At 71.1% G+C, this 22,933-nt stretch carries 18 protein-coding genes; 13 read left to right on the forward strand and 5 right to left on the reverse strand.

Features of this window, described 5'->3' with window-relative positions:
• Positions 1 to 76 precede the first annotated feature (76 nt).
• Positions 77 to 619, reverse strand: a complete 543-nt coding sequence (locus tag OIE69_RS09515; protein ID WP_326571512.1) for a glycine-rich domain-containing protein — start codon at positions 617 to 619, stop codon at positions 77 to 79.
• Positions 620 to 1,381: 762 nt separating this feature from the next.
• Here OIE69_RS09515 and OIE69_RS09520 point away from each other — a divergent pair.
• The 9 genes from OIE69_RS09520 (at position 1,382) to OIE69_RS09560 (ending at position 12,691) form a co-directional block, all read left to right on the forward strand.
• Entirely contained in the window at positions 1,382 to 3,268 is a 1,887-nt protein-coding gene (locus OIE69_RS09520) for an ABC transporter ATP-binding protein (protein ID WP_326571513.1), read from the forward strand.
• A gap of 1,158 nt (positions 3,269 to 4,426) precedes the next feature.
• Entirely contained in the window at positions 4,427 to 4,969 is a 543-nt protein-coding gene (locus tag OIE69_RS09525) for a glycine-rich domain-containing protein (protein ID WP_326571514.1), read from the forward strand.
• Between the two features lie 258 nt (positions 4,970 to 5,227).
• Positions 5,228 to 5,902 (forward strand): GAP family protein, encoded by a 675-nt coding sequence (locus OIE69_RS09530; protein WP_326571515.1) that lies wholly within the window; start codon positions 5,228 to 5,230, stop codon positions 5,900 to 5,902.
• A gap of 489 nt (positions 5,903 to 6,391) precedes the next feature.
• Positions 6,392 to 7,438 carry an aldo/keto reductase gene (locus tag OIE69_RS09535; protein ID WP_326571516.1) on the forward strand — a complete coding sequence of 349 codons (1,047 nt, stop codon included), beginning with the start codon at positions 6,392 to 6,394 and terminating at the stop codon, positions 7,436 to 7,438.
• A 70-nt stretch (positions 7,439 to 7,508) separates the two neighbouring features.
• On the forward strand, positions 7,509 to 8,261 hold the full coding sequence (locus tag OIE69_RS09540) for an SDR family NAD(P)-dependent oxidoreductase (RefSeq protein ID WP_326571517.1): 753 nt from the start codon (positions 7,509 to 7,511) through the stop codon (positions 8,259 to 8,261).
• Positions 8,262 to 8,322: 61 nt separating this feature from the next.
• Positions 8,323 to 9,141 carry an SDR family NAD(P)-dependent oxidoreductase gene (locus OIE69_RS09545; RefSeq protein ID WP_326571518.1) on the forward strand — a complete coding sequence of 273 codons (819 nt, stop codon included), beginning with the start codon at positions 8,323 to 8,325 and terminating at the stop codon, positions 9,139 to 9,141.
• 94 nt (positions 9,142 to 9,235) lie between these two features.
• Positions 9,236 to 9,910 (forward strand): TetR/AcrR family transcriptional regulator, encoded by a 675-nt coding sequence (locus OIE69_RS09550; RefSeq protein WP_326571519.1) that lies wholly within the window; start codon positions 9,236 to 9,238, stop codon positions 9,908 to 9,910.
• Between the two features lie 520 nt (positions 9,911 to 10,430).
• Entirely contained in the window at positions 10,431 to 12,056 is a 1,626-nt protein-coding gene (locus OIE69_RS09555) for a tannase/feruloyl esterase family alpha/beta hydrolase (protein WP_326571520.1), read from the forward strand.
• Positions 12,057 to 12,100: 44 nt separating this feature from the next.
• Entirely contained in the window at positions 12,101 to 12,691 is a 591-nt protein-coding gene (locus tag OIE69_RS09560) for a DUF308 domain-containing protein (RefSeq protein WP_326571521.1), read from the forward strand.
• A gap of 142 nt (positions 12,692 to 12,833) precedes the next feature.
• On the opposite strand, the gene OIE69_RS09565 is transcribed toward OIE69_RS09560, so the two are convergent.
• Positions 12,834 to 13,109: a hypothetical protein gene (locus OIE69_RS09565; RefSeq protein WP_326571522.1), complete on the reverse strand. Its 276-nt coding sequence runs from the start codon at positions 13,107 to 13,109 to the stop codon at positions 12,834 to 12,836.
• A gap of 322 nt (positions 13,110 to 13,431) precedes the next feature.
• On the opposite strand from OIE69_RS09565, the gene OIE69_RS09570 reads away from it, so the two are divergent.
• Positions 13,432 to 13,878: an LppU/SCO3897 family protein gene (locus OIE69_RS09570; RefSeq protein ID WP_326571523.1), complete on the forward strand. Its 447-nt coding sequence runs from the start codon at positions 13,432 to 13,434 to the stop codon at positions 13,876 to 13,878.
• Between the two features lie 74 nt (positions 13,879 to 13,952).
• The gene (locus tag OIE69_RS09575; protein WP_326571524.1) at positions 13,953 to 14,837 is read left to right on the forward strand and encodes a metallophosphoesterase family protein; all 885 of its coding nucleotides are present in this window, start codon (positions 13,953 to 13,955) and stop codon (positions 14,835 to 14,837) included.
• On the opposite strand, the gene OIE69_RS09580 is transcribed toward OIE69_RS09575, so the two are convergent.
• On the reverse strand, positions 14,838 to 15,689 hold the full coding sequence (locus OIE69_RS09580) for an endonuclease/exonuclease/phosphatase family protein (RefSeq protein WP_326571525.1): 852 nt from the start codon (positions 15,687 to 15,689) through the stop codon (positions 14,838 to 14,840).
• Between the two features lie 231 nt (positions 15,690 to 15,920).
• Between OIE69_RS09580 and OIE69_RS09585 the strand changes: the two genes are divergently transcribed.
• Positions 15,921 to 17,009, forward strand: a complete 1,089-nt coding sequence (locus OIE69_RS09585) for a DNA polymerase III subunit beta family protein (RefSeq protein ID WP_326571526.1) — start codon at positions 15,921 to 15,923, stop codon at positions 17,007 to 17,009.
• A gap of 236 nt (positions 17,010 to 17,245) precedes the next feature.
• Here the strand turns inward: OIE69_RS09585 and OIE69_RS09590 are convergent, their stop codons facing one another.
• Together OIE69_RS09590 and OIE69_RS09595 are read right to left on the reverse strand one after the other, a co-directional pair.
• Entirely contained in the window at positions 17,246 to 17,755 is a 510-nt protein-coding gene (locus OIE69_RS09590; RefSeq protein ID WP_326571527.1) for an Imm1 family immunity protein, read from the reverse strand.
• Entirely contained in the window at positions 17,745 to 21,722 is a 3,978-nt protein-coding gene (locus tag OIE69_RS09595) for a DddA-like double-stranded DNA deaminase toxin (RefSeq protein ID WP_326571528.1), read from the reverse strand. The genes OIE69_RS09590 and OIE69_RS09595 overlap by 11 nt, the downstream gene beginning before the upstream one ends.
• 649 nt (positions 21,723 to 22,371) lie before the next feature.
• Between OIE69_RS09595 and OIE69_RS09600 the strand changes: the two genes are divergently transcribed.
• Positions 22,372 to 22,881: a hypothetical protein gene (locus OIE69_RS09600; RefSeq protein ID WP_326571529.1), complete on the forward strand. Its 510-nt coding sequence runs from the start codon at positions 22,372 to 22,374 to the stop codon at positions 22,879 to 22,881.
• Positions 22,882 to 22,933 lie beyond the last annotated feature (52 nt).

The following is a 22,933-nucleotide window of genomic DNA, read 5'->3' on the forward strand; positions in this document are numbered from 1 at the left end:
GGATATCGATTACCGGCCGGAATTCCGGGGAGGCCGTGAGGCGAGGGCGGGCGCGCTCGGACTGGAGGGCGGTCCGTCACCACCAGATGACGACGTATCCGTCGCCGCCCGCCGAACCCGGAAGGTCGGTGTCGCCGCCGCCGTCGCCGCCCTCGCCCGCACCGGGTGGCGCCGGCTGGACCACGCCGTCCACCGCGGGACGACCGCCCTGGCCCGGGGCGCCCGGTGGCGGGTTGCCCTCCTGGCCGTCCGCGCCCGTGCGGACGGTGCCCTGCCCGGGACAGACGCCCGTACCGCCACTGCCCCCGATGAGCAGCGACGCGCCCCCGCCGCCACCGGCCGACACGACGCCGCCCAGGTTGTTGTCCACTCCGGTCGGCGTCCCCGGAGAACCGTTGGCCGCGCCGGCGCCACCGGCGCCGCCGGCGCCGACGTCCACCGCGACCGGTGTGCCCGGCTGGACGGGGAGGACGCACCAGGCGAAGCCGCCGGCGCCGCCTCCGGCGCCGGTGATCGCGCCGCCGCCTACGGCTCCGCCCCCGCCGGCGCCCCATGCCTGGACGAAGACCGTGGTCACCCCGGCGGGCGGCACGAACACACCGTCGTCGTCGAAGTCCACCAGGCCGTGGGCGGCTGCGGTTCCGGGCGGCCCCTGAGGCCCCGCGGGCCCCTGGGGACCTTCCGGTCCGGCGGGCCCGGCGGGTCCTTGCGGACCGGTTCCGCCCTGCGGCCCCTGAGGCCCGGCGGGGCCGGCAGGTCCCTGCGAACCGGGAGGACCGGCGGGCCCGGGAGGTCCCTGCGGACCGGGGGGCCCCGGTGGACCGGGGCGGCCCGGCCGGCCCGGGCAGTGCCAGGGCAGGTACGGGAAGGAAGAGCACGGCTGGACCGAACGCTTCCCGGCACGGGGAACGCCGTCCTCGGGCGCGGGGGCACCGTCCGCGCCGACCGCGTACGCCGCACCCGCCATGGAACCGGCCGCCAGGGCCAGGCTCGTGACCACCGTCCACAACGCATGAGACACGACTGTTCGAGACACCACGTCACCTCCGGGTAAGGCCCACGACGGGCGCCCGGCGTCACGTCCGGGAGAGTGAGCGGTCGTGGACAGCAGCGCGCCCACAGCAAGAATCGCCTCGTGCACCTCGTCGTGCACATTCAGTAGCCGGACCGGGTGATCGCCCAGGTCCGGAACGTCTTCGGCCACACGACGGCGGCCCGGAGACCCCTTCGGTGGCGGCGGGCGATCGTCCTGGGGCTCGGCCGGTTCGTCCGGCCCAGGAGCCCGGACCCAGTGCCCAGCGCCCGTGTGCGTGCATGCCTGACCCGCTCCCTGCCGGGGGTTCCTTGACCTCAAGGCCGGTCGAGGTTCTACGGTCGGTGCATGAGCATGGAGACCACGGCCTGGACGCAGCTGCACAGCGTCATGAACGCCACGCACGACCGTCGACCCCTGGCCCGCGACACCCTGCGCCGCGTCGGCGCCTTCGCCCGGCCGCACCGGCGCCGCATCACCCAGTTCGTCCTGCTGAGCACCGTGACTGCGCTGCTCGCCGTGGCGACCCCCGTCCTCGCCGGATGGGTCGTCGACGCCATCGTCTCCGGCGGGGACCCCGGTAGGGTCACCACGCTGGCCGTGCTGATCGCCGTGATCGCCCTGGCCGAGGCGGGCCTCGGGCTGCTGGGCCGCTGGCTGTCCGCGAACCTCGGCGAGGGCCTCATCCTCGACCTGCGCACCGCCGTGTTCGACCACGTCCAGCGCATGCCGGTCGCCTTCTTCACCCGGACCCGCACCGGGGCCCTGGTCAGCCGCCTCAACAACGACGTGATCGGCGCGCAGCGCGCGTTCAGCAACACGCTCTCCGGGGTCGTCGGCAACCTCGTCACCCTCCTGCTGACCCTCGGCGTCATGCTCACCCTGTCCTGGCAGATCACCCTGCTCGCCCTCGCCCTCCTCCCGGTCTTCGTCGTCCCGGCACGCCGCATGGGCACCCGCATGGCCCGCCTCCAGCGGGAGGCCGCGGAGCACAACGCCGCCATGGGCACCCAGATGACCGAGCGTTTCTCGGCGCCCGGCGCCACCTTGGTGAAGCTCTTCGGCCGGCCCGCGGACGAGTCGGCCCGGTTCGAGGAACGCGCCCGCCGGGTCCGGGACATCGGCGTGCGGACCGCCATGGCGCAGTCGGCCTTCATCACCGCGCTCACCCTCGTCTCGGCCCTCGCGCTGGCGCTCGTCTACGGCCTGGGCGGCCACTTCGCGCTCACCGGCGCCCTCGACGCGGGCTCCGTCGTCACCCTCGCCCTCCTCCTGACCCGGCTCTACGCGCCGCTGACCGCGCTCGCGGGCGCCCGCGTCGACATCATGAGCGCCCTGGTCAGCTTCGAGCGGGTCTTCGAGGTCCTCGACCTGCGGCCCCTCATCGCGGACCGGCCCGGCGCCCGCCCGGTGCCGGACGGGCCCGTCGCCGTCGAGTTCGAGGACGTCCGCTTCGGCTACCCGTCCGCCGACAAGGTGTCGCTGGCCTCACTGGAGGAGGTCGCGACGCTGGACACCCGCGCCGGCGGCGAGGTCCTCCACGGGATCTCCTTCCGCGCGGAACCCGGCCACACCGTCGCGCTCGTGGGCTCCTCCGGCGCCGGGAAGTCGACCATCGCGCAGCTGCTGCCGCGCCTGTACGACGCCGACGAGGGCGCCGTCCGCGTCGGCGGCACGGACGTCCGCGACCTGACGTCCGCCTCGCTGCGGGCCACGGTCGGCATGGTCACCCAGGACGGCCACCTCTTCCACGACACGATCCGCGCCAACCTGCTGCTCGCCCGGCCGGAGGCCACCGACGAGGAACTGCGCGACGTGCTGCGCCGCGCGCGTCTGGACCGTCTGGTCGCCGAACTCCCCGACGGCCTCGACACCGTCGTCGGCGAACGCGGCTACCGCCTCTCCGGCGGGGAGCGCCAGCGCATGACCATCGCCCGGCTGCTCCTGGCCGGGCAGCGCGTCGTCATCCTGGACGAGGCCACGGCCCACCTCGACAGCACCTCCGAGGCCGCCGTCCAGGAAGCCCTCGCCGAGGCCCTCACCGACCGCACCGCCGTCGTGATCGCCCACCGCCTCTCCACGGTGCGCGCCGCCGACCTCATCCTCGTCGTCGAGGACGGCCGCGTCGTCGAGCGCGGCACCCACGCGGAACTCCTGGCGGCGGAGGGCCGGTACGCGGAGCTGTACCGCACGCAGTTCCACGAGGAGGGCGTCCTGCCCGGCGCCGTGGGCTGAGCCGGGGCGGACGAACCCGCTTCGTCCGAGCCGCCGCCGCAGCCGACCTCCCCGTCCGGGTTCCGCCTCCGGCGGGGAGACACCGGGGACCGGTTCAGCCGCCGAGCTCCATCGAGAGCTCGCCATGTGCACGGCGTGGGTCGTCAGAACGCCCGCGTGGACGGCCCGTTGTCACACCTCGTCGGGCTGCCCGGTCTACGTATCCGCAGGCTGCCTGACAGGGCGGTCTGCGCCGGCACGGTGATCAGCCGTGCCGCGCGGTGGCCATGGGCCCGGTTCGGCAGGGGCCCGGCTCACCCGAAGCGCACGTCCCAGCGGTGGAGGCGGGCGCTTCGCGCTACCGGACGATTCGGCCGACGCTCGGCACCGTGCGCCTGAAGACGACCGTGGCAGTCAGCACCCCATAGGGCAGCACGACGGCCGGCCGGGGCCTCAACAGCCGCATGGGCCCGGACACTCGGCACCGGCCGGGCCCTCCATCGCTTCCGGACCACGCGGCGCACGATGCCGCCCGCATGAGGGTCGTCGCGGCCGGCTCCTCCCGGCGGAGACACAAAGGGGCCGGACCCCGAATGCGGGCCTTGGCCGTACGCCGGTCACCCGGTCGGCTGGCGAATGTGCAGGTCACGGCACACAGGGTGATTCTTGCTGTGGGCTCGCCGCCTTCGATGAGAGCTTCTCTCTGCCGGTGCGGCGGCTGCCGCCCGTCGCGGGCCCCTTCCTGGAGGTGACGTGTTGTCTCGAACAGCCCTACCCCGGGCGTTGTGGACGGTGGCCGCGGGCGTGGCCCTGGCGTCCAGTTCTCTCACAGGTGCTGCACATGCGGGGAGCGCCGACGGTCGCGCGGCCGAGGCCGTGAAACCCGGCGCGGGAACCGGTCTCGCCGGCCCGTGCTTCCTCTTTCCCTATTTCCCCGGGTACTGCCCCAGCCGTCCGGGCTATCACGGGCACCCGGGGCGCCCCGGGATTCCCGGCCCGCCCGGGCCTCCTGGGCCTCCCGGACCGCAGGGAGCCCCTGGAGCGCAGGGCCCTGCCGGTCCTCCGGGCCCGCAGGGTGAGACCGGCCTGCAGGGGCCCGCCGGTCCTGCCGGTCCTCAGGGGCCCGCCGGGCCCGAGGGACCGCAGGGGCCGCCTGGTGTGGGCCCGGCTCACGGCCTGGTGGACTTCCAGAATGACGGCCAGTTCGCGCCGCCCGCCGGGGTGACCTCGGTCTTCGTCCAGGCATGGGGTGCCGGCGGAGGAGGTTCGGGAAGTGACATCAACGCTGGACCGGGCGGCGGCGGCGGGGGCTTCGTCTGGTGCGTCCTCCCCGTCCAGGTGGGCACGCCGGTCACGGTGGACATCGGCGCAGGAGGAGCAGGCGGACCCGAGAACACGAACGGCCAGCCAGGCACGCCCAGCACGGTGGACAACGGTCTCGGCGGCGTCGTGACGGCACAGGGCGGCCTGGCTGCCATGGGCAATAGCGGCGGCACGGGCGGCACCGGCTCCTGCCCTGGCCAGGGCACGGTCCGGCAAGGCGCCGTCGGTGGGGCGGGCGGAGGCAGCATTCCGGGCCTGGGGGGTCGTCCGGCAGTGGACGGCGTCATCCAGCCGGCACCACCGGCTGCGGGCATCGGCGGCAACGGCGCCCCTCACGCTCCCCCCAACGAGCGCGACGGCCTGCCCGGCGGCCCCGGATACGTCGTCATCTGGTGGTAGACCGCGAAAGGCCCGGCGCGCCAACTGGTGCGCCGGGCCCGGCTGCGGACGGAGCGCCCCTCCCGCCCCTGGTGAGACGGCGTCGAGCAGACCAACCACGCGGCCATCACGCCCGTCGGTCACCCGTACGGCACGAATACCGAGCCCCGGCGTCGCGGTCGTCCCACGATCGATTACGGAGCCCGGCCGGCGCGCACAGCTGTTGTGTCGTCATGGCATGCACGCGCACGTGAACTCTCCGCCTTCGAGGAGGCCGCCTTGGGACACGCCGTCGGCGATGTGCTCGGCCTGGCCGCCGCTGTCGCGATCAGTCCGCTCCCCATCGTGGCGATCATCCTCATCCTGGCCACCCCGCAGGGGCGGACGAACGGCACGCTGTTCGCCGTCGGCTGGTTCCTGGGCCTGGCCGTCCTCGGCGCGATCACGCTGGCGGTGGGCGGCCCCGGCGGGGCGTCCGCGCACGATCGACCGGCCACGTGGGTGGGAGCCCTCAAGCTGGCGCTGGGCGTCCTGCTCCTCCTTTTCGCCGCCCGGCAGTGGCGGGGGCGTCCACGCGACCCCTCACAGGCGCGGCTGCCGAAGTGGATGGCGGCGATCGATCACTTCACCCCGCCGAAGGTGCTCGGCCTCGGACTGCTGCTCTCGGCCGCGAACGCCAAGAACGCCCCTCTGACCATCGCCGCCGGCGCCTCCATCAGCTCGGCGGGGATCCCCGTGCCGCAGCAGATCGGGGCGCTCGCCGTGTTCGTGGTCATCGCGTCGCTCGGAGTCCTCGCCCCGCTCGCCGTGTACCTGTGCATGGGAGAGCGAGCCGAGGGCATCCTCGCCGACTGGCGGGACCGGGCCGCCCGGCACAACGCCGTCATCATGGCCGTCCTGTTCTTCGTCCTCGGCCTGAAGCTCCTGGGAGACGGCGTCAGCGCGCTGGCCTGAGGCCCCTGCGGGCGCCAATCGGGCGGCGGTCCGGCGAGACAGCAGGACCTGCCACCGAACCGGCGCGGATCGTTCCGCCTCCGTGCGGCCGCTGCCGCACCGCATTGCCGCCGATGGTGCGGACGACGACCCTCGCGCACCGTACGAGTTCGCCCGGCAGGGCCCCGCGTGTCCGCTGGGAACCTTGCGCCCGCGGCAGCCGGCACGCCGTCCCCGCCGCGTCCGGCCCGCGACGACCGGAGTGGCCGGTTGTCCGAACCGAGCGACCCGGCCCATGTGCAGCCCCGGCGAGACGCCACGCGCTGGGCGGGAAACCCTTCGCCGCGGCCCGTCGGAGCCGAGCGGCGCATCCCGGGCCGGGGGGTCGCGTACCTCACTCCGGGCCGTCGGGACTCGACAAGAGGCCAGTGGACCTTTAGCGTGGAGACATAAAGTTCCAGTGGCCTCTTAAAGGGGCCGCGGGACAGACTCCACAAAAGGCGGCAGGGCGTGAACGAAGACACCACAGCAGCAGCGCGTACGCCGCTCGGCAGCTCCGGCATATCTGTGCGGCCCGTCGGCCTCGGGCTCATGGGGATGTCGCAGTTCTACGGAGCGGCGGACCCGGACGCCTCGGTCGCCACCATCCAGGACGCGATCGAGCTGGGCGTGGAGCTGTTCGACACCTCGGACTACTACGGGGCGAGCAGCGCCACCCCGGGCCGGCCGGTGCCGGGCTTCGGGCACAACGAGGAACTACTGGGACGGGCCCTCAAAGGCCGCCGGGACCGGGCGGTCGTGGCGACCAAGTTCTCCGCGCGACCCACCCCCGAGGGCCGCAGCTTCTTCGACGGCCGCCCCGAGTACGTGAGGGCCGCCTGCGAGGCCAGCCTGAAGCGGCTCGGAACGGACCGGATCGACCTGTACTACTACCACCGGCTGGACCCGGCCGTCCCCGTCGAGGACACCGTGGGCGCCATGGCAGACCTCGTCATCGAGGGCAAGGTCCGGGGAATCGGTCTGAGCGAGGTGAGCACGGAGATTCTGCGGCGGGCCCACGCCGTCCACCCGGTCTCCGCCCTGCAGAGCGAGTACTCCCTCTGGGAACGCGGCGTCGAGGCCGAGGTGCTGCCGGAGTGCCGCCGTCTGGGCATCACCCTGGTGTCCTACAGCCCGCTGGGCCGCGGCATGCTCACCGGAGCCTTCCGCCGGGGAGCCGACTTCGGCCGCGACGACTTCCGCTCGACGCTGCCCAAGTTCCAGGGCGAGAACTTCGAGAACAACCTGCGGCTCGTCCGTGAGCTGGAGCGGTTCGCCTCGGACGCCGGTGCCGCCCCCGGGCAGATCGCCCTCGCCTGGCTGCTGGGCCGGCACCACGACATCGTCCCGATCCCCGGCTCCAGGCGTCCGAACCACGTCCGGGCGAACCTCGCGGCGACCTCGGTCCGGCTCAGCCCCGACGACGTGGCCCGCCTCGGCGCCCTGTTCGACCCCGCACGGGTCAAGGGCGGCCGCTACGGAGCCCTCAACACCTCCCAGGACGGCAACGAAAGGTGACGTCCCCACCGGACACCGCACGCAAGGGCGCGGCCGCGACCGGCCGCCCCCTGGGCAAGGAGCACAACCCATGAACTTCGACGACCAATTCGCCGGCCGGACCGCCTTCGTGACGGGCGCGGGCAGCGGCATCGGATACGACATCGCCCGGCTGCTCGCCGCCCGCGGGGCCGCCGTCGCTCTGGTGAGCCGCCAGGAGGAACCCCTGAAAGAACTCGCCGGCGAGATCGCCGCGGCGGGCGGCAGGGCCCTCGTCCTGCCGGCCGACGTCAGCGACCCGCTCGCCGTCGAGCACGCTGTCGCCGAGACCGTCGCCCACTTCGGCGCCCTGCACCTGGCCGTGAACAACGCGGGCACCTCCGGCGCCCTCCACGAGGTTCCCGACCTCCCCGAGGAGGAATGGAGCAGGACCATCGGAATCAACCTCTCCGGCGTCTTCCACGGGATGAAGTACCAGATCCCGGCGATCCGGGAGGCCGGTGGCGGCGCCGTCGTCAACATTTCCAGCGTCTTCGCCGACCGCGGCCTGTCCGCCCGCGCCGCCTACAGCGCGAGCAAGCACGGCATGCGCGGACTGACCCGCACGGCGGCCTCCGAGTGGGCACGGCACGGCGTCCGCATCAACGAGCTCCAGCCCGGCGTCATCCCAGTGCCTCGCCAGCAGGGCAACCCCGACGAGGTCGCGAGGATCGCCGAGCGCATCCCGGCCCGTCGGCTCGGCACCGGCGCGGAAGTGGCCAAGGCCGTCGCCTTCCTGCTCTCCGACGAGGCCTCGTACATCACCGGCGCCCACCTCGCCGTCGACGGCGGGTTCCTCGTCTGAACCACGAAGATCCCCGCCCGCCCTTTCCCCCCAACCGAGCAACAGAGACAGAGGTACCACGATGAACAAGACCTGGCTTGTCACCGGAAGCTCCCGCGGCCTGGGCCGCGCAATCGCCGAGGCGGTCCTGGCCGCGGGCCACAATCTGGTCGCGACCGCCCGGCGCGTCGAGTCCCTGAACGACCTCGTCGACACCTACGGCGACAAGGTCCGCCTGGTCACCCTCGACGTGACCGACGCCGCCGCCGCGCGGCGGGCCGTGGAGACTGCCGTTTCGGCCTTCGGACGCCTGGACGTCGTCGTGAACAACGCCGGCTACGCCGACATGGCCGCCGTCGAGGACATGTCCGAGCAGGCCTTCCGGGACCAGATCGACGCCAACCTCCACGGCGTCGTCAACGTCACCCGGGCAGCCCTGCCCGTCATGCGCGAGCAGGGCTCGGGGCACATCGTCCAGATCTCCTCCGTCGGCGGCCGCGTGGGCGGCCCCGGTCTGGGCGCCTACCAGGCGGCCAAGTGGGCGGTCGGCGGCTTCTCCGAGGTCCTGGCCAAGGAGGTGGCCCACCTCGGCATCAAGGTGACCGTCGCCGAGCCGGGCGCCATGCGCACCGACTGGGCGGGCTCCTCGATGGCCACCCCACCGGTCAGTGAGCCCTACAAGCCGGTTGTCGAACCCGCGATCGCCCGCCAGCGGGCGTCGGACGGCAACCAGACCGGCGACCCCGCACGCGTCGCACGCATCCTGCTGGACATCACGGAGTCCGAGGAACCGCCGCTGCGTCTGCTGCTCGGCAAGGACGCGGTCCGGGTAGGCCGGACCGTGGCCGAGACCCTCGCTGCCTCCGACGCCAAGTGGCGTGAGGTGAGCGAGTCCGTATGACCCGGGGCATCGGGGCCTGCCTGCCAGGTCGGGGCTTAGGCTTACGGCAGGCGGCGCCGAGTGCGGGCCGAGAAGTTTTCCCGGGGAAGTGACAGTGGCAGACGACCGGTCGACGGAATTTCAGCGGGCGCGAAGCGCCGAGCAGCGTGAGATCCGCAAGCAGGCCATCATCGACGCCGCGACACAGCTCCTGGCGGAGATGCCGGTCGGCGAGATCAGTCTGCGCGAGCTGAGCCGGCGGGTCGGGCTTTCGAAGACCAACGTCGTGCGGTACTTCGAGACCCGGGAAGCCGTCTTCTTCGAACTGCTCAACCGGTCCCTCGCTCAGTGGATCGAGGAGCTGCCCGCCGAACTCCCGTCCGCGGGCGCTCACGGTGCCGCCTCACCGGAGGCCGTGACGGACGCCCTGGCCCGGTCCCTGGCCCGCAGGTCCCTGCTGTGCGACCTGCTGAGCGCGCTGGGGTCCGAACTGGAACGGAACCTCTCCACCGAGTCCGCTCGCGAGTTCAAGCTGGCCCACGGCAGGTTGCTGGGCACGCTGGCGGATCTGGTGCAGCGCAACATCACCGCACTGACGCCGACGGCCGCCCGGGAGCTGGTCTCCCTGACCGTCGTGTGCACGGCCGGACTCTGGCCGTTCGCCCACCCCTCGGAGGCGGTCGCCGAGGCACAGCGGGACCCCGAACTCACCCACACCCGGGTCGACTTCGCCGCACGGCTCGGTCGTACCCTGCACATCGCCGTCACCGGGCTGCTGACCCTGGGCTGACACCCGCGGCCGGTCCGCGCGGATCGGACGGCAAGCCGGGGCAACCGCGCCGGCCGCTCCGGACCGACGTTCGCCGAACCATCGGGGCGGGCGCATCCGGGGCACGGGATGCGCCTCGACGGCGACCTGCCCGGGCCCGGCCGGAGTGGCGGCCGCACCGGCGTCCGCGATGCCCCACCCGCGGGCCGCGCCCGGCGAGTTGACCTGCGGCTCACAGGCAGGTCCACCACCTGACCCGGTCTCGGATGTGCGGCGCACCGCCGGGCGGATCGCATCGAGGCCGTGGGTCACACCTTTGGATGCATCCCACTCACTTTCGTCATCCACTTTCATCATTCACTTTCGTCACCGCCTTAACCGGTGATACGTTCGGATCAGTCTTGACGCCCCGAGGCCGTCTCGGGGCGTCTGCCGAGGTCACGGGACTGCCCGCCCGTAGACCGGCCCTCGCCCTTCCCGTCGTGCGATGTGCACATGCGTCGCCGCGGTCGGGCGGACACCTACTCAGGATGTGAAAGCAATGAAGACGAAGAAGAAACTTCTGGCCGTGATCGCGGCCGGAGTGCCGCTGGTCGCGGCGGTGTACCTGCCGACCGCTTCGGCACAGACCCCGACTCCCGCTTCGGCCGCGCCGTTCGGCTGCGCCTCCATGCCGGTGCGGGCCCCTGCCGGCACCGAGGTGGAGGCCGTGACGGCGGTCCGCGACGCGGGCGGCACCATCAAGGGGACCGGCGTCCTGCAGGGCGAGGTCACCGGCGTCCCGGCCTTCTGCAAGGTGACCGTCACCCTCACCCACCCGGGCGAGGACGACCACGCCACGGTGAGCACCTGGCTGCCCGAGAAGGGCTGGAACGGCCGCTTCCAGGGGCTCGGCGGCAGCGCCTACCTCGCCGGGGACAACGGGGTCGGGATGGGCACCGCCGTCAAGAACGGCTACGCGGCGACCACCACGGACGCCGGCGTCGGTGACGCGCTCGACGTCAGCTGGGCGCTGAACAGCGGGGGCGAGATCAACACCGCTCCGCTGAAGAACTTCGCCTCCCGTTCCCAGCACGAGGCGGCGGTCGTCGGCAAGAAGGTCGTCGACGCGGTCTACGGCAAGCGCGCCGCCTACTCCTACTTCACCGGCTGCTCCACCGGCGGACGCCAGGGCTACATGGAGGCCCAGCGCCACCCCGACGACTACGACGGCATCCTCGCCGACGCGCCCGCCGTCAACTGGGACGAGTTCGAGGTCGCCACCCTGTGGCCGCAGGTCGTCATGAACAACGAGAGGACGTACCCGGCCGGCTGTGAACTGGACGCGTTCACCGACGCCGCCGTCAAGGCCTGCGACTCGCTCGACCGTGTCCGGGACGGCCTGGTCAACGACCCGGAGCGGTGCGACTTCGACCCTCGCAAGCTGATCGGCACCAAGGTCGTGTGCAACGGCGAGGAGTTGACCATCACGGCGGCCGACGCGGCCGTGGTGCGCAAGATATGGGACGGCCCGCGCACCGCCTCCGGCAAGAAGCTGTGGTCCGGCGTCCCGATCGGGGCCGACCTCAAGGGCCTCGCCGCCACCACGACCGACCCCGACGGCACCGTCAAGGGCAACCCCTTCCCGGTGCCCGCCGCGTGGGTCCGGCTCTGGCTGAAGAAGGACCCCTCCTTCGACCTCTCGAAGATCACCTACCGTCGGTTCACCCGGCTGTTCGAGCAGTCCCGGGCCGAGTACGACAAGGTGATCGGCACGGACGACCCCGACCTGTCCGGCTTCCGCACGTCCGGCGGCAAACTGCTGACCTGGCACGGTCAGGCGGACCAGTTCATCCCCGCCCAGGGCACCGTCGCGTACCGCGAGCAGGTCGAGCGGACGATGGGCGGCTCCCAGCGGGTCGACGACTTCTACCGCCTCTTCCTCGCCCCGGGCACCGACCACTGCGGTCTGAACGGCACCGACGGCTCGACCGACGGCCTCGCCGCGCTGACCGCCTGGGTCGAGCACGGCAAGGCCCCCAAGACCCTGCCCGCCACCCTGGTCGGCGCCTCAGGCCAGAGCGTCACCCGTGACCTGTGCGGCTACCCCGAGGTGTCCCGCTACAAGGGTCACGGAGACCCGGACCTCGCCTCCAGTTTCCGGTGCGTCCTCCCGCCCCGGCACTGACACCGCCGCCGCCCGTCCGACCCATCCGAGAAAGGCCGAACACCATGAGTACGCAGACGGTGACTCCCCCGCCCCGGGGCGCGACGGGAGAACGTTCCTCCCTGCTGAGGCTGTATCTGGGCCGCGGCGTCCTGGCGGTGGTGTGGGCCCTGGTGTTCGCCGGTGCCCATGACTCCGTCGACGCCCCGGCGATCACACTGCTGGTCCTCTACCCGCTGATCGACGCCGTGTCCTCGCTGCTCGACCACCGCGCCACCCCCGACGGCTCCGAGCGCCGAGTCACGGCGTTCAACGGCGTGTTGAGCACGTTCGCCGCCCTCGCCGTCGGCATCGCCGGAGCGGGCGGCGTGGAGCCGGTGCTCCAGGTGTTCGGCGCCTGGGCGGTCGTCTCCGGAGCGGCCCAAGTGGTCGTCGGCCTGCGGCGGCGCGGCTCCGAGCTGGGCAACCAGTGGCCGACCCTGATCTCGGGCGGACTGTCCTTCCTGGTCGGCGTCTTCTACAACATCCAGGCCGTGGGCGAGAACCCCTCGCTCGACGTGCTGTCGACATACGCCACGGGCGGCGGGGTGTGGTTCATCCTCCAGGCCCTGCTGCTGGGCTGGAAGAGCCGCCGGCTGCGCACCCGGACCGCCTGACGGTCGCACGGCGTCCGTCACCGGCCCGCGTCGGTCCCGCAAGGGACAACAAGCCCGTGGAATCCCCCGAGCCGAGGGCGGGTTCCGGCCCGGCGGTTCCCACCGCCGGGCCGGAACCCGTGTGTCTCCGGGCGGCCCCGGCTCAGTAGTACACCCAGTACCCGTCGTAGTAGTCGTAGGAATCCGTGTAGTAGTAGTCCGTGTACTCCCAGTATCCGTAGTCGTACTCCCAGCAGTCGCCGTCGCCGCCGTGACCGGCGGTCCTGGTCTCCTGGTGGGGCGCCTGGGTGGACACGGCGCTCGTCTGTGCGGCCGCGGGGGCGGCGAACGCGGTGGTGGGGATCAGCGCGCCCCCTGCCGCCAGGGCGGCGGCGGCCGTGAGGATCGCGAGACGCCGGGTGCGAGGTGTGCGGGGCATGGGAATTCTCCTTGGGAAGCGGTGAAGGGAAAGGAATGTCCGGCAGGCGGCGGGACACGTGTCCCGCACCGCCCGGATGATCCCGGTGGGGGCCGTCTGCGGTGCTCGACCCCGTGTCTCCATTGACCCCGGCCCGGCGCGTCACGTCACGCCCCTGGTATTCGGGGCTTGACAACCACGGCGGCACTCCCGGCACCTGCCGGCGCTGCCGACTGTCACGCCAAGGCCACAGATTTCCTTCTCCTGGCCACATGACCCGCTCCCGGTGATAACTTCCACCGGCCACTTGACCTTGCCTTTACGCACCCCAGGGGGACCCGCGATGACCACTCCGCCGCCGCCCGGCAGCAACCCGTACTCCCAGCAGCCGCCCGCCCCGTACGGCCCTCAGGGCGGAAACCCGTACAGCCAGCCCGGCCCTCCGGCGCCCGCGCCCCAGCGCCCCCGGAGCGTCAAGGGCATCCTCAAGGGAGTCCTCAGCGTGGTCGTGATCGGGGTCGTGGCCTACGGCGGCTACACCACCTGGTTCGGAGGCGCCGCGACCGCCGACGCCGGCGACTGCCTGCACGCGGGGAACGCGGCGGCAACGGGTGTGATCTCCGTCGGGGACCCGAAGTTCGAGATCGTGGACTGCGGTGACCCCGGGGCCCAGTTCAAGGTCGCCAGCAGGCAGTCCGGTACGGACGGCAACTGCGACGAGCCGTACAGCCGGTACACCCAGGGCGGCTCCGGCCGGGACTTCACGCTCTGTCTCGAACGGCTGAAGTGACCGCGCGCCGACACCGGTGAGGCCGGCTCCCGGCCCCGGTGACGTCGCCTCAGGCGATGCGTAACGTGGTCGGGATGCGGATCCTTCACCTGTCCGACATCCACATCGGCCCCGTCGAGGGGCCCAACTCCCGCGGGATCGACGCGAGGGAGTCCCTGCGCCGGATGCTCGCCGGCCTCGACTCGGTACCGGACGTCGGCGCCGTCGTCGTCAGCGGCGACGTCGCCGACGACGGCTCCACGGAGGCGTACACCGCCGCCCGCGACATGGTGCGGGAGTTCGCCGCGCCCAGGCGGGCGCCCGTGGTGTTCTGCACCGGCAACCACGACGAGCGCGGCGCCTTCGCCAAGGTGCTGGGCAGCGGCCACCTGGGAGCCGACGGCGGCGACCTGGCGACCGCGGTCGTCGACTCCCCGGAGGGCGAACGGGCGGCCGTGAGCGTGATCGGCGGCCACCGCTTCGTCACGCTCGACTCGCTCGTCCCCGGCAAGGTCTACGGCCGGATCGGACCGCGCCAGCTCGACTGGCTCCGCGAGGTGCTGGCCGAACCCGCGCCGCACGGAACCGTGGTGGTCCTGCACCACCCGCCCGTCACCCTCGAGGTCGAGGTCCAGCAGGCGCTCGGGCTGCAGGACGGGGCCGCACTGGCCGACGCCCTGCGCGGCTCGGACGTACGGCTCGTCCTGTGCGGCCACTTCCACCTGCAGCTCTTCGGCCACCTCGCCTCGGTCCCGGTGTGGGTGACCCCGGGGGTCCTCAGCCGCGTCGACCTCACCGGCCCGCAGGGCACCGAGCGGGCGGTACGCGGGGCCTCGGCGACCCTCGTCGACCTCGGCGGTCCGTACACCCCGCTGTTCCACGTGCTCCACGCACGCGACCCGCGGGCGGGCGAGACCGTCTACGAACTCGACCGCGACCAGCTCCGCTCGATCGTCGAGCGGCTGGGCCCCGGCGCGTGATCAGGGGGTGACCAGGACCTTGCTGATCAGCGGCAGGTGGTCGGAGGCCGTCGGGTCGGCCTGCACCACGCGGGTGACGAGCGGCTTGACGTCGCCGGTGGTGTAGATGGCGTCGATGCGCTCGGTCGGGGCCTCGGCGGGATAGGTCGCGCCGTCGCCGCGGCCGTGCAGCGAACGGGCCCACGCGTCGGTGTAGCGGGACTGCAGCGGCTGCGACTCGGGGGCGGTCGGCAGGGCGTTGAAGTCGCCGACGAGGACGGCCGGCTCCCTGTCGCCGATCAGGTCGACGATCTGCGGGGTCTGCTGCAGGCGGTCGGTCTGCGAGCTGGCGGCCAGGTGCGTGCAGTAGAACTGGACGGCCTTGCCGCGCACGTTCAGGGTGGCGTGCAGCAGCCCGCGCTGCTCCTGGCCGGGCGACTTGTAGAGCCAGGTGTTGTCCGACGCGGTGATCGGGTAGCGGGACAGGATCGCGGTGCCGTACTGGATGCGGTGGTCGCTGCCGGCCGGGGGCGCGTTGTCGATGTTGGCGCCGAAGACGACGTGGTAGCCGAGCAGCTTCGCGAGGTCGGCGGCCTGGTCGGCCCAGTCGCTGCGCGCGGAGTAGTGGTTGTCGACCTCCTGCAGCCCGACCACGTCGGCGCCGCTGCGGCGGACGACGTCCGCGATCCGCGGGACGTCGAGCACGTCGTCGGTGCCCTGGGCGTGGTGGATGTTGAACGTCATCACGTCCAGCACGCGGGCGCCGCGGCCGTCGGCGGCGGGTGCCTTGCCCGTCGTGGCGGCGGCGGTGCCGGTGGTGGTGGCGGCGAGCGCGAAGACGACGGCGAGTGCGGACACGGTCCGGCGCAGCATGACGAAGGTCCTCCAGGGACGGCGACAGGAACGATCACGATCGTGGTCGGGCCTCCTGGCGGACGCGTGACGGGCAGATGAAGACCGGGACCCCTCCCCCGGTGCCGGACGTCACGCCCCGTTCAACCCGCGGACCTGCGGGTCTGGTTGGGGCCCGCGGCGGCCCGCCCGGGCAGGCGGGTTGACCCTCGACCTGGTGGAGGGGGCAGAGTCCCGGGTGTGGAGAACGACATGCGCAGTATCGGTGAGCTGGCCCGCGACAGTGGACTGGGCGTGAGCGCACTGCGGTTCTACGACACCGCCGGGGTGCTCGTCCCGGCCCGGGTGGACCCGTCGAGCGGCTACCGCTGGTACGGCCCCGAGCAGCTCGAGGAGGCCCGGTTGCTGGCGCGGCTGCGCCGCACCGGTATGCCCCTGGCGGACGTCCGCCTGGTGCTGGCCGCCTGGTCCGGTGAGGACAGGGGCCTTGTCCGCAAGCTGCTCGACGCGCAACTGCGCCGCCTGGAGCGGGGGCTGTCCGAGGCCCGCGTCGAGTTCTCCGCGATCCGGGCACTACTCGACCGCAAGGAGAATTCCATGTCCTCACCCGTCACCGACGGTACCGTCCGCCTGTCCGTCCCCGCCTCGGCCATGGCCGCCGCGCTGGACGCGGTCCGGTTCGCCGCCGGGACCGATCCCGAGCTTCCGGTGCTCGGCGGCGTCCTGTTCGACATCGAGGGCGGGACGCTCCATGCCGTCGCCACCGACCGGTACCGGATGGCGGTCGCGCGGACCGGTGTCACCGGGCACGACGGGCCGCGCAGGCAGGTCGTCGTGCCGTCCCCGCTCGCCGACGCGATGCGGGCGCTGCTGGCCGACGACCCGGCGTCCGTCGAGCTCACGGTGGACGGTGACCGTGTCGCCCTGGCGGCGGGGGACCGTCAGGCGGCCGGTCGGTGTCCCGACCACGACTACCCCGACTACCGGCGCCTCGTGCGCCTGCCGGAGGGACGCCGCGTCCTCGTCGAGGTCCCGGCCTTGCGTACGGCGCTGGAGACGGGCCCCGTCCGCGCCGGCGAAGCGCGGGAGCAGGACGGGAAGTCCCCCGACATCAGCGTGCTCACGGTGGCGGCCGACGGCACGGTGGGCGTGCGCGAGGACGGCGACGAGGGCCCGGCCGACGTCGCCGTCAACCGCGAGTACCTGCTCCAGGCCCTCGCCGCCGGCGCCCGGGACCGGCTGGTGCTGGAGTTCGGCGCCCCCACGGCCCCCCTGGCGGTCCGCCGCCCGGACGCCGACGACACGTTCTCCATCCTGATGCCCGTCCGCCTGGACGCCTGACCGCCTGGCCTCTTCCGGGGAACCGGCTCGGCCGCGCGCCGTGATGCCGGCACGGCGACCCGCTCACGAATGTCACGACGGCGACCGCGGTCAGCGCTCCAGCGAATCCAGCAGTTGCGTGAGACGGGGCAGCACCAGGCAGCGTCTTCGACGGGCGTGTAGACGGCGACAAGCGGGACCCGCCCAGCCAAGGCGGGCCCCGCACCCCTTCGATCGCCGCAACCTAGGTTGCCAGACTATTCCTCGAAAAGCTCGCCGTTGAAGTTTCCCTTAACCCATTGAACTACGGTGGGCCGGAATCCCGAACCTTCCCGATAGTACTCCTCCACGGCAGAGCGAACTTCCCTCAGGGGGATGGCGCTGACGTGGTCAAAAAAGCTCGGACATCCCGGGTCGCTCACAATTTGCGGGTCGACCTGCGGAGGGTTCGCACTCCATGAGACCCAGGCATATTCCGCCATGTCGGTACGCGTGGCGGCGGTCACCTGTTCAGCAATCCTGTCGGTGCAGTACCAGAGGAGCGCACCGTATCCCGAGTCATAGTCAACGCCCACCGAAAGCACGTTGTCGGTTTCTTCGCTTCCGTCTACGACAACCTGGAAATCGCGATTCGCGCAACCCGCCTTTTTGTCTTCGTCGAAGATTTCCGCAAGATAGGCCCGCAACTCCTGGGAAGTCCCCAGGTACACGGGATCACTTCCGAGAACTTTGAGGGTCACCACTTGGGTCACTGCTTCACCTTCCACCCCAGAGCACCTTCTTGCCGCCAGGATAGTAGACCGTGAGCTTCGACCCGACGGGCAGGATGTACTTGACCGCCTGCTCGCAGTTCTGGGCTGCGCTGCAGACGCCCTCATTGTTGTTGATGACGACGGTAGCATCCTTCACACCATTGTCGTCCATCCACACTGCATACTTGGTCTCCACGTGGGAACTTGCCCGGTACTTGGCTTTGGTGTGTGCGGGAAATCCGGGCTTTCCGAAGAGTCGCTGCTGCGCCTTTATCCACAAGGGATCGTCATACCTTACCCCGTTTTCGTCGTAGAGGGTTTCGCCGCTGCGCATCCGCTTGAGATCTGCCGGCAAATTCGGTAGCGGATTTCCGCTGGGATCCAGCAGTTCGCCCACCGTTTTTTGCCCCTTCAGTCCGTCAACCCACTTTGGCAGGCTGTTGAAAATAGGACCTAGCCACACGGGGCAGGAATCCGTGTTGTGGACGAGGACGTCGGTGGTGCCGGTGGAAACGAAGTAGGTGTGGAGGTCGTCGACCGTGAGGTTGTAGGCGTCCTGGAGGCCCTGCCAGTCGCGGGTGTGCGCGATGACGGCCGTGGTGTTCTGCGGGGTACGCAGGGTGTCGCCGGCCTCGAGGTCACCGGCGTACTTCCAGGTCCGGTCACCCTCGGACCAGTAGGGGTGGTGGCTGGTCGAGGTGAGGGTGGAACCGTCAGCGAGGGTGACGTCGGTGAAGTTGCGGTCGTCGGGGGTATGGATGGTGTTGGTGACGCGCCGGGGACCGGTTACGCCGGTGATCGGGTCGGCGGCCATGACGAGGTCGCCCGTTTTGACTTGCTCGATCGGACTGCCGGCGCCATCGGCCATAAGGACCTTGGTGCCCGCCGGGAAGCTGTCCGCCGCTTTGGTCAGGCACGAGGCAGTCACACGGACGGCCCGCCCGGCTTTCAGGAATTCGAAGCCCTTGCCGAGTTTTGCGGCGTATTTCAGCTTGCCCCAGGGAAGGACGCCGGCGACGGCCATCGTGCAATCCAGCGCGGTGGGGTTGTCGATGCACCGCTCGATGTCGGCGAGACCCGACAGCTCCCAGACGATCTTTTCGTAGGTGCGGGGGTCCTTCGCCAGCTCCACGCCTCTGTCGATGGCCCCGTCGTCGCAAATAACGGTGTTGATCGGGAAGGCTGAGTGGTCGAACGGCAGGAGGTCGAAGCAGAAGACATCGGGCTGCGCCTCTTCCTGCGCCTCGCGTTCTTCCTGTATCTGCCGGAGCAACTCCTCCTTCTCCTGCTCGACGAGGTCGCGCGTCGCCTTCCAGGCCTGCTTGGCGTCCGCTTCAGCCTCGGTGGCGCTCTTGCCGGCGGCGATGGCCGACGCGCGGGCCTGGGCGGCGGCTTTGTCGGCCCTCTGCGCTGAGGAGCGGGCGTAGGAAGCCGAGAATTCGGCATCGGCGGCGGAGTTCTCGGCTGCGGTGGCATCTTGTGCGGCCGCGTTGGCTGCGCTGCGTGCCGTGGCCGCCGATGCTGCCGCATCAGCGGCACTCTGGGTGGCGGCGTCCGCTGATGCCTTGGCATCATCTGCGTACTGCTTGGCCTGATCTGCCGACTTCTTCGCCTCGACGGCAGCGGCCGCTGCTTCCTCGGCGGCGTTCTGGGCCCTTAGGGAGGCTTCGGCGGCGTACCAGGCGTTCTCCTGCGCTCGGGCGGCGATCAGGGAGCCTTCGGCGAGAAGCCGTTGGACCTGGTGGATGTGAGTGGTGGTGAGGTCGTCCTTGCGCTGGGCCGTGTACTGGCCGGTGCTGACGAACTCGTGGATCAGCTCTGGCGGCCCGGCGAGGGCGATTTTCGCGGCGGCCTGAAGTTCGGCGCCGCCGGTCTCCGAGAGGTGGGCGGTGATGACTCGTTCGTCGGACAGCCGCTCGCCGTACTGACCGATGCGCAGGAACTTCGCGAGGGCCGTACCGTTCCCGTCGGCCAGTGCCGCCTTGGCGGCGTCACTGACGCCGGGGCCGCCGGTTTCCGAGAGGCGGGCGACCTCGACCCTCATGTCGTCGCGTCCGGCCTGGTACTGACCGGAGGAGTAGAAGGCGCCGATCTGTTCCGGGGTGCCTGCGCTCAAGGCTTCGGCAGCCGCGGTACGAACGGAGGCGTAGGGACTCTGGTCGCTCAGGTCGACGACACGCTCGCGTACGTCGTTGTCGTTGGCTTCTTTCCAGCGGGTGCGCAGGTAGTCCAGGACGTCCTGGTCGGTGCCCGACAGCGCGCGGGCGGCGGCCTCCTGGTGCCAGGGGCCGAGCAGCTTCATCGCTTGCATGGCGAGTTGACGGCCCTTGGCGGCGGTGGCCTGGATGTCGACGTCGGGGCGTCCGGCTTCTTCTGCCAGCGCGGTCGCGGTGTCGTTGAGGGACAGGGCCTCGACCTGCGTGGTCGCGGAGGCCGAGATCGCTGCTTCGGAGGTGGTCTTCATCGAGCGGGCACGCTCGATGGCCGCGTCCGTGCGGGTCTTCAGGTCGGCCGCTTCGGTCTCGCGGGCCAGGTCGAAGATGTCCTTGGCCTTGTTCACGGCAGCGGTCGCGCTACTGGCTGCTGCCTTGGCGGCATCGGCGTTCTTCTTGGCCACGGCGGCATAGGTCGCCGCATTGCCGGCCTGTTCGGCGGCCTCATCGGCGTAGTCGGCGGCCTTGTTGGCGTGTCCTGCGGCTGATCTGGCCGCGTCGCGAGCCCCGTAGGCGGCGGTGGCCGCACGGCGGGCCAGGTCGGCGGAGCGATCGGCGGCGGCGTCCGCGGCATTGGCATGCCGTCGTGCTTCGGCGGCTGCCACGCGGGCTTCGTTGGAGTGCACGCCGGCGGCGTCCGCAGAAGCGTTGGCCTCGTCGGCTGCATCGGCTGCCGCTCGCGCGTTGCTGGAGGCGCCCTTGGCCGCATCGGAAGCGACCGCCGCGGCGGCGGAGGCAAGGCCCGCGTTCTCGGCTGCGACCGCCGAGGTCTCAGCGGCGTCCGCCGCCGCGCGTGCCTGGTCGGCGGCCTGGTTCGCGGCGTCGGCATCGGCCTCGTCGTGGGCGGCGGCGATGGCTGCCTTGTAGGCCTTGTTGGCTGCTTCAGAGGCTGCGGCGGCCGCCGATGCGGTCTGTGCGGCGGCCAGTGCGGCCCGTCGTGCGGCACGGTTGGCGGCGTTGGCCGCCCCGATGGCTTCCTGTGCAGCGTCGGCCGCTCCGCGGGCGGCGTCCGCGGCCTGCTTGGCCTTGATGGCCGCCTTATGGGAATCGTCCTTGGCGGCCGCGGTCTCCGCGGCTGCCTTCTGTGCGGCCTCCTTGGCCAGCTTGGACGCCTCGACCGCCTTCTTCGACGACTCTTCCGCCGCCTTGCGGGAGTCCTCGGCCTGCTTGCCGGCCAACTTGGCCTGCTCGATCAGCTGAGCGATCGTGGCGTGTTCCTGGTCGCGGTCACGAGCGATGAACTGCCCGAGTTCCAGGAACTCGACCATCTCCTCCGGCGAGCCACGCAGTGCGACCCGGGCCGCGGTCTTCACGTTGGGGCCGCCGAGCGTGGCCAGGCGGGCGACCTCAACGCGGTTGTCGTCCTGACGCGCGACATACTGGCCAGTCGTCAGGAACAGTTCACGGTCCTCGAAGGTGCCCTGCAGGGCATCCTTGCCCGCCGCCTGCAAACCTGCCCCGCCCAGAGTGATCAGGCGCGCGATCTCGACCTTGCGGTCCTCGTCCAGCGGTTCCTCATAGCCGTAGAGGAGGAAGGTCTCCAGAGCGGCGGGCGACTCCAGCATCGCCTCCTTGGCGGCAAGTCGCATGCCCGGACCGCCGGTCATGACCAGTCGCGCGGTCTCGACACGGTTGTCGTCGTACTGGATGGACTCCGCTTCGTCGAGGAACGTGCGGATCCCCTCGTCACCACCGAGCAGCGCCTGCTCGGCGGCCTCCTTCAGGCCGGCTCCTCCGGTCTCCCAGTAGCCGACGATCTCGGCCCGCACATTCGCGGGCAGCGTTCCCGGCTCCGCCGCCGCGGCAGCGGGGGTTCCGAGAAGGCCCGACAGAAGACCCGCGGAGAGCAGTATTCGTAAAGCCTGCCTAGGGCCCGAGAATCTCAGCGCCCCTGAACCGACGGTTCGGAATGACATACGCCGCCCCACTCGACAACTCCCCTTTTCACTTGAAGAAATGTCCAGCAGGATTGTGCGCGATACGTATACGGATCCACAGATCGACTCATCCACCCATTTCCAGAGTTACCAGAAATGACGACTTGTACATTCACGCACCGCTGGAGCCGCTTGATCGTACACCGAACTCGGTTGCACAGGAGGAGAGTTGGCGAGTGTCCTGTTGCGTACACGTCAGGTAGATTAATGGCTTCGCGAGTGGATCATCACCTCCGTTCCCGCTGATCCATCCATAGGGCGCTATGCCCCGTTCGAAGGAGAACACGGAATTTTGCGCAGATACGAACCAGCACTAGGGTGAGCAGCACCCGCACCCCAAGTGAACAAAGCGTGAGTAAGATCTGGATAAGCTGCGCCCGATGAATTACGCTGCAACTACTCTCGCCACGCCCTTAACTGCGATTCATTTTGGGAAAAGTTCCGCACATTCCTGTCCAGTTTGTTTACCGAAGGGCCCTCCATGCTGATAACCCGTGCGCGCAAGATACTGCTGGGCGCCGTGGGCTCGGTACTCCTGACATCAGTGACGACCCTCGGTGTGGCTTACGCCGACAACGGCGACACGGCAGCGCCCGCCACTGCGGTCGACGGTGGACTGTCCTATGCCGTCGAGGACTTCAACTATCCGGGCGCGGCCAAGATCCAGGAGGAGACGGGCGCCCTCCTCAAGCGTGGCGACGGCCATATGGTGATGACGTCCTGCGACGGCGGCGAGGACATCGCGATCCTGAGCCGGGCCGGGCAGAAGGACTTCTGCTTCGACGTCACGACCAAGCCCGCCTTCCTCGCTCTCGAGATCCCGCAGGCCTACGGCATCTGGACTTCGGCCGATCCCGTGAAGACCACCATCCGCGAGGACGACGGCACCACCACCGTCATCAACGCACCCGCCAACGACTTCACCGGATACGGCGAATCCGGCGCCTCCGGCGAGCCGACGACGCTCATCGAACTGCGTGTGACCGCCTGACGGGTCCGGCCTCCCACCGCACCGTTCGCCCTCAGCCGCCCGGCGTCCCTCA

Source organism: Actinacidiphila glaucinigra (assembly GCF_035918135.1).
GTDB classification, from domain to species: domain Bacteria; phylum Actinomycetota; class Actinomycetes; order Streptomycetales; family Streptomycetaceae; genus Actinacidiphila; species Actinacidiphila glaucinigra.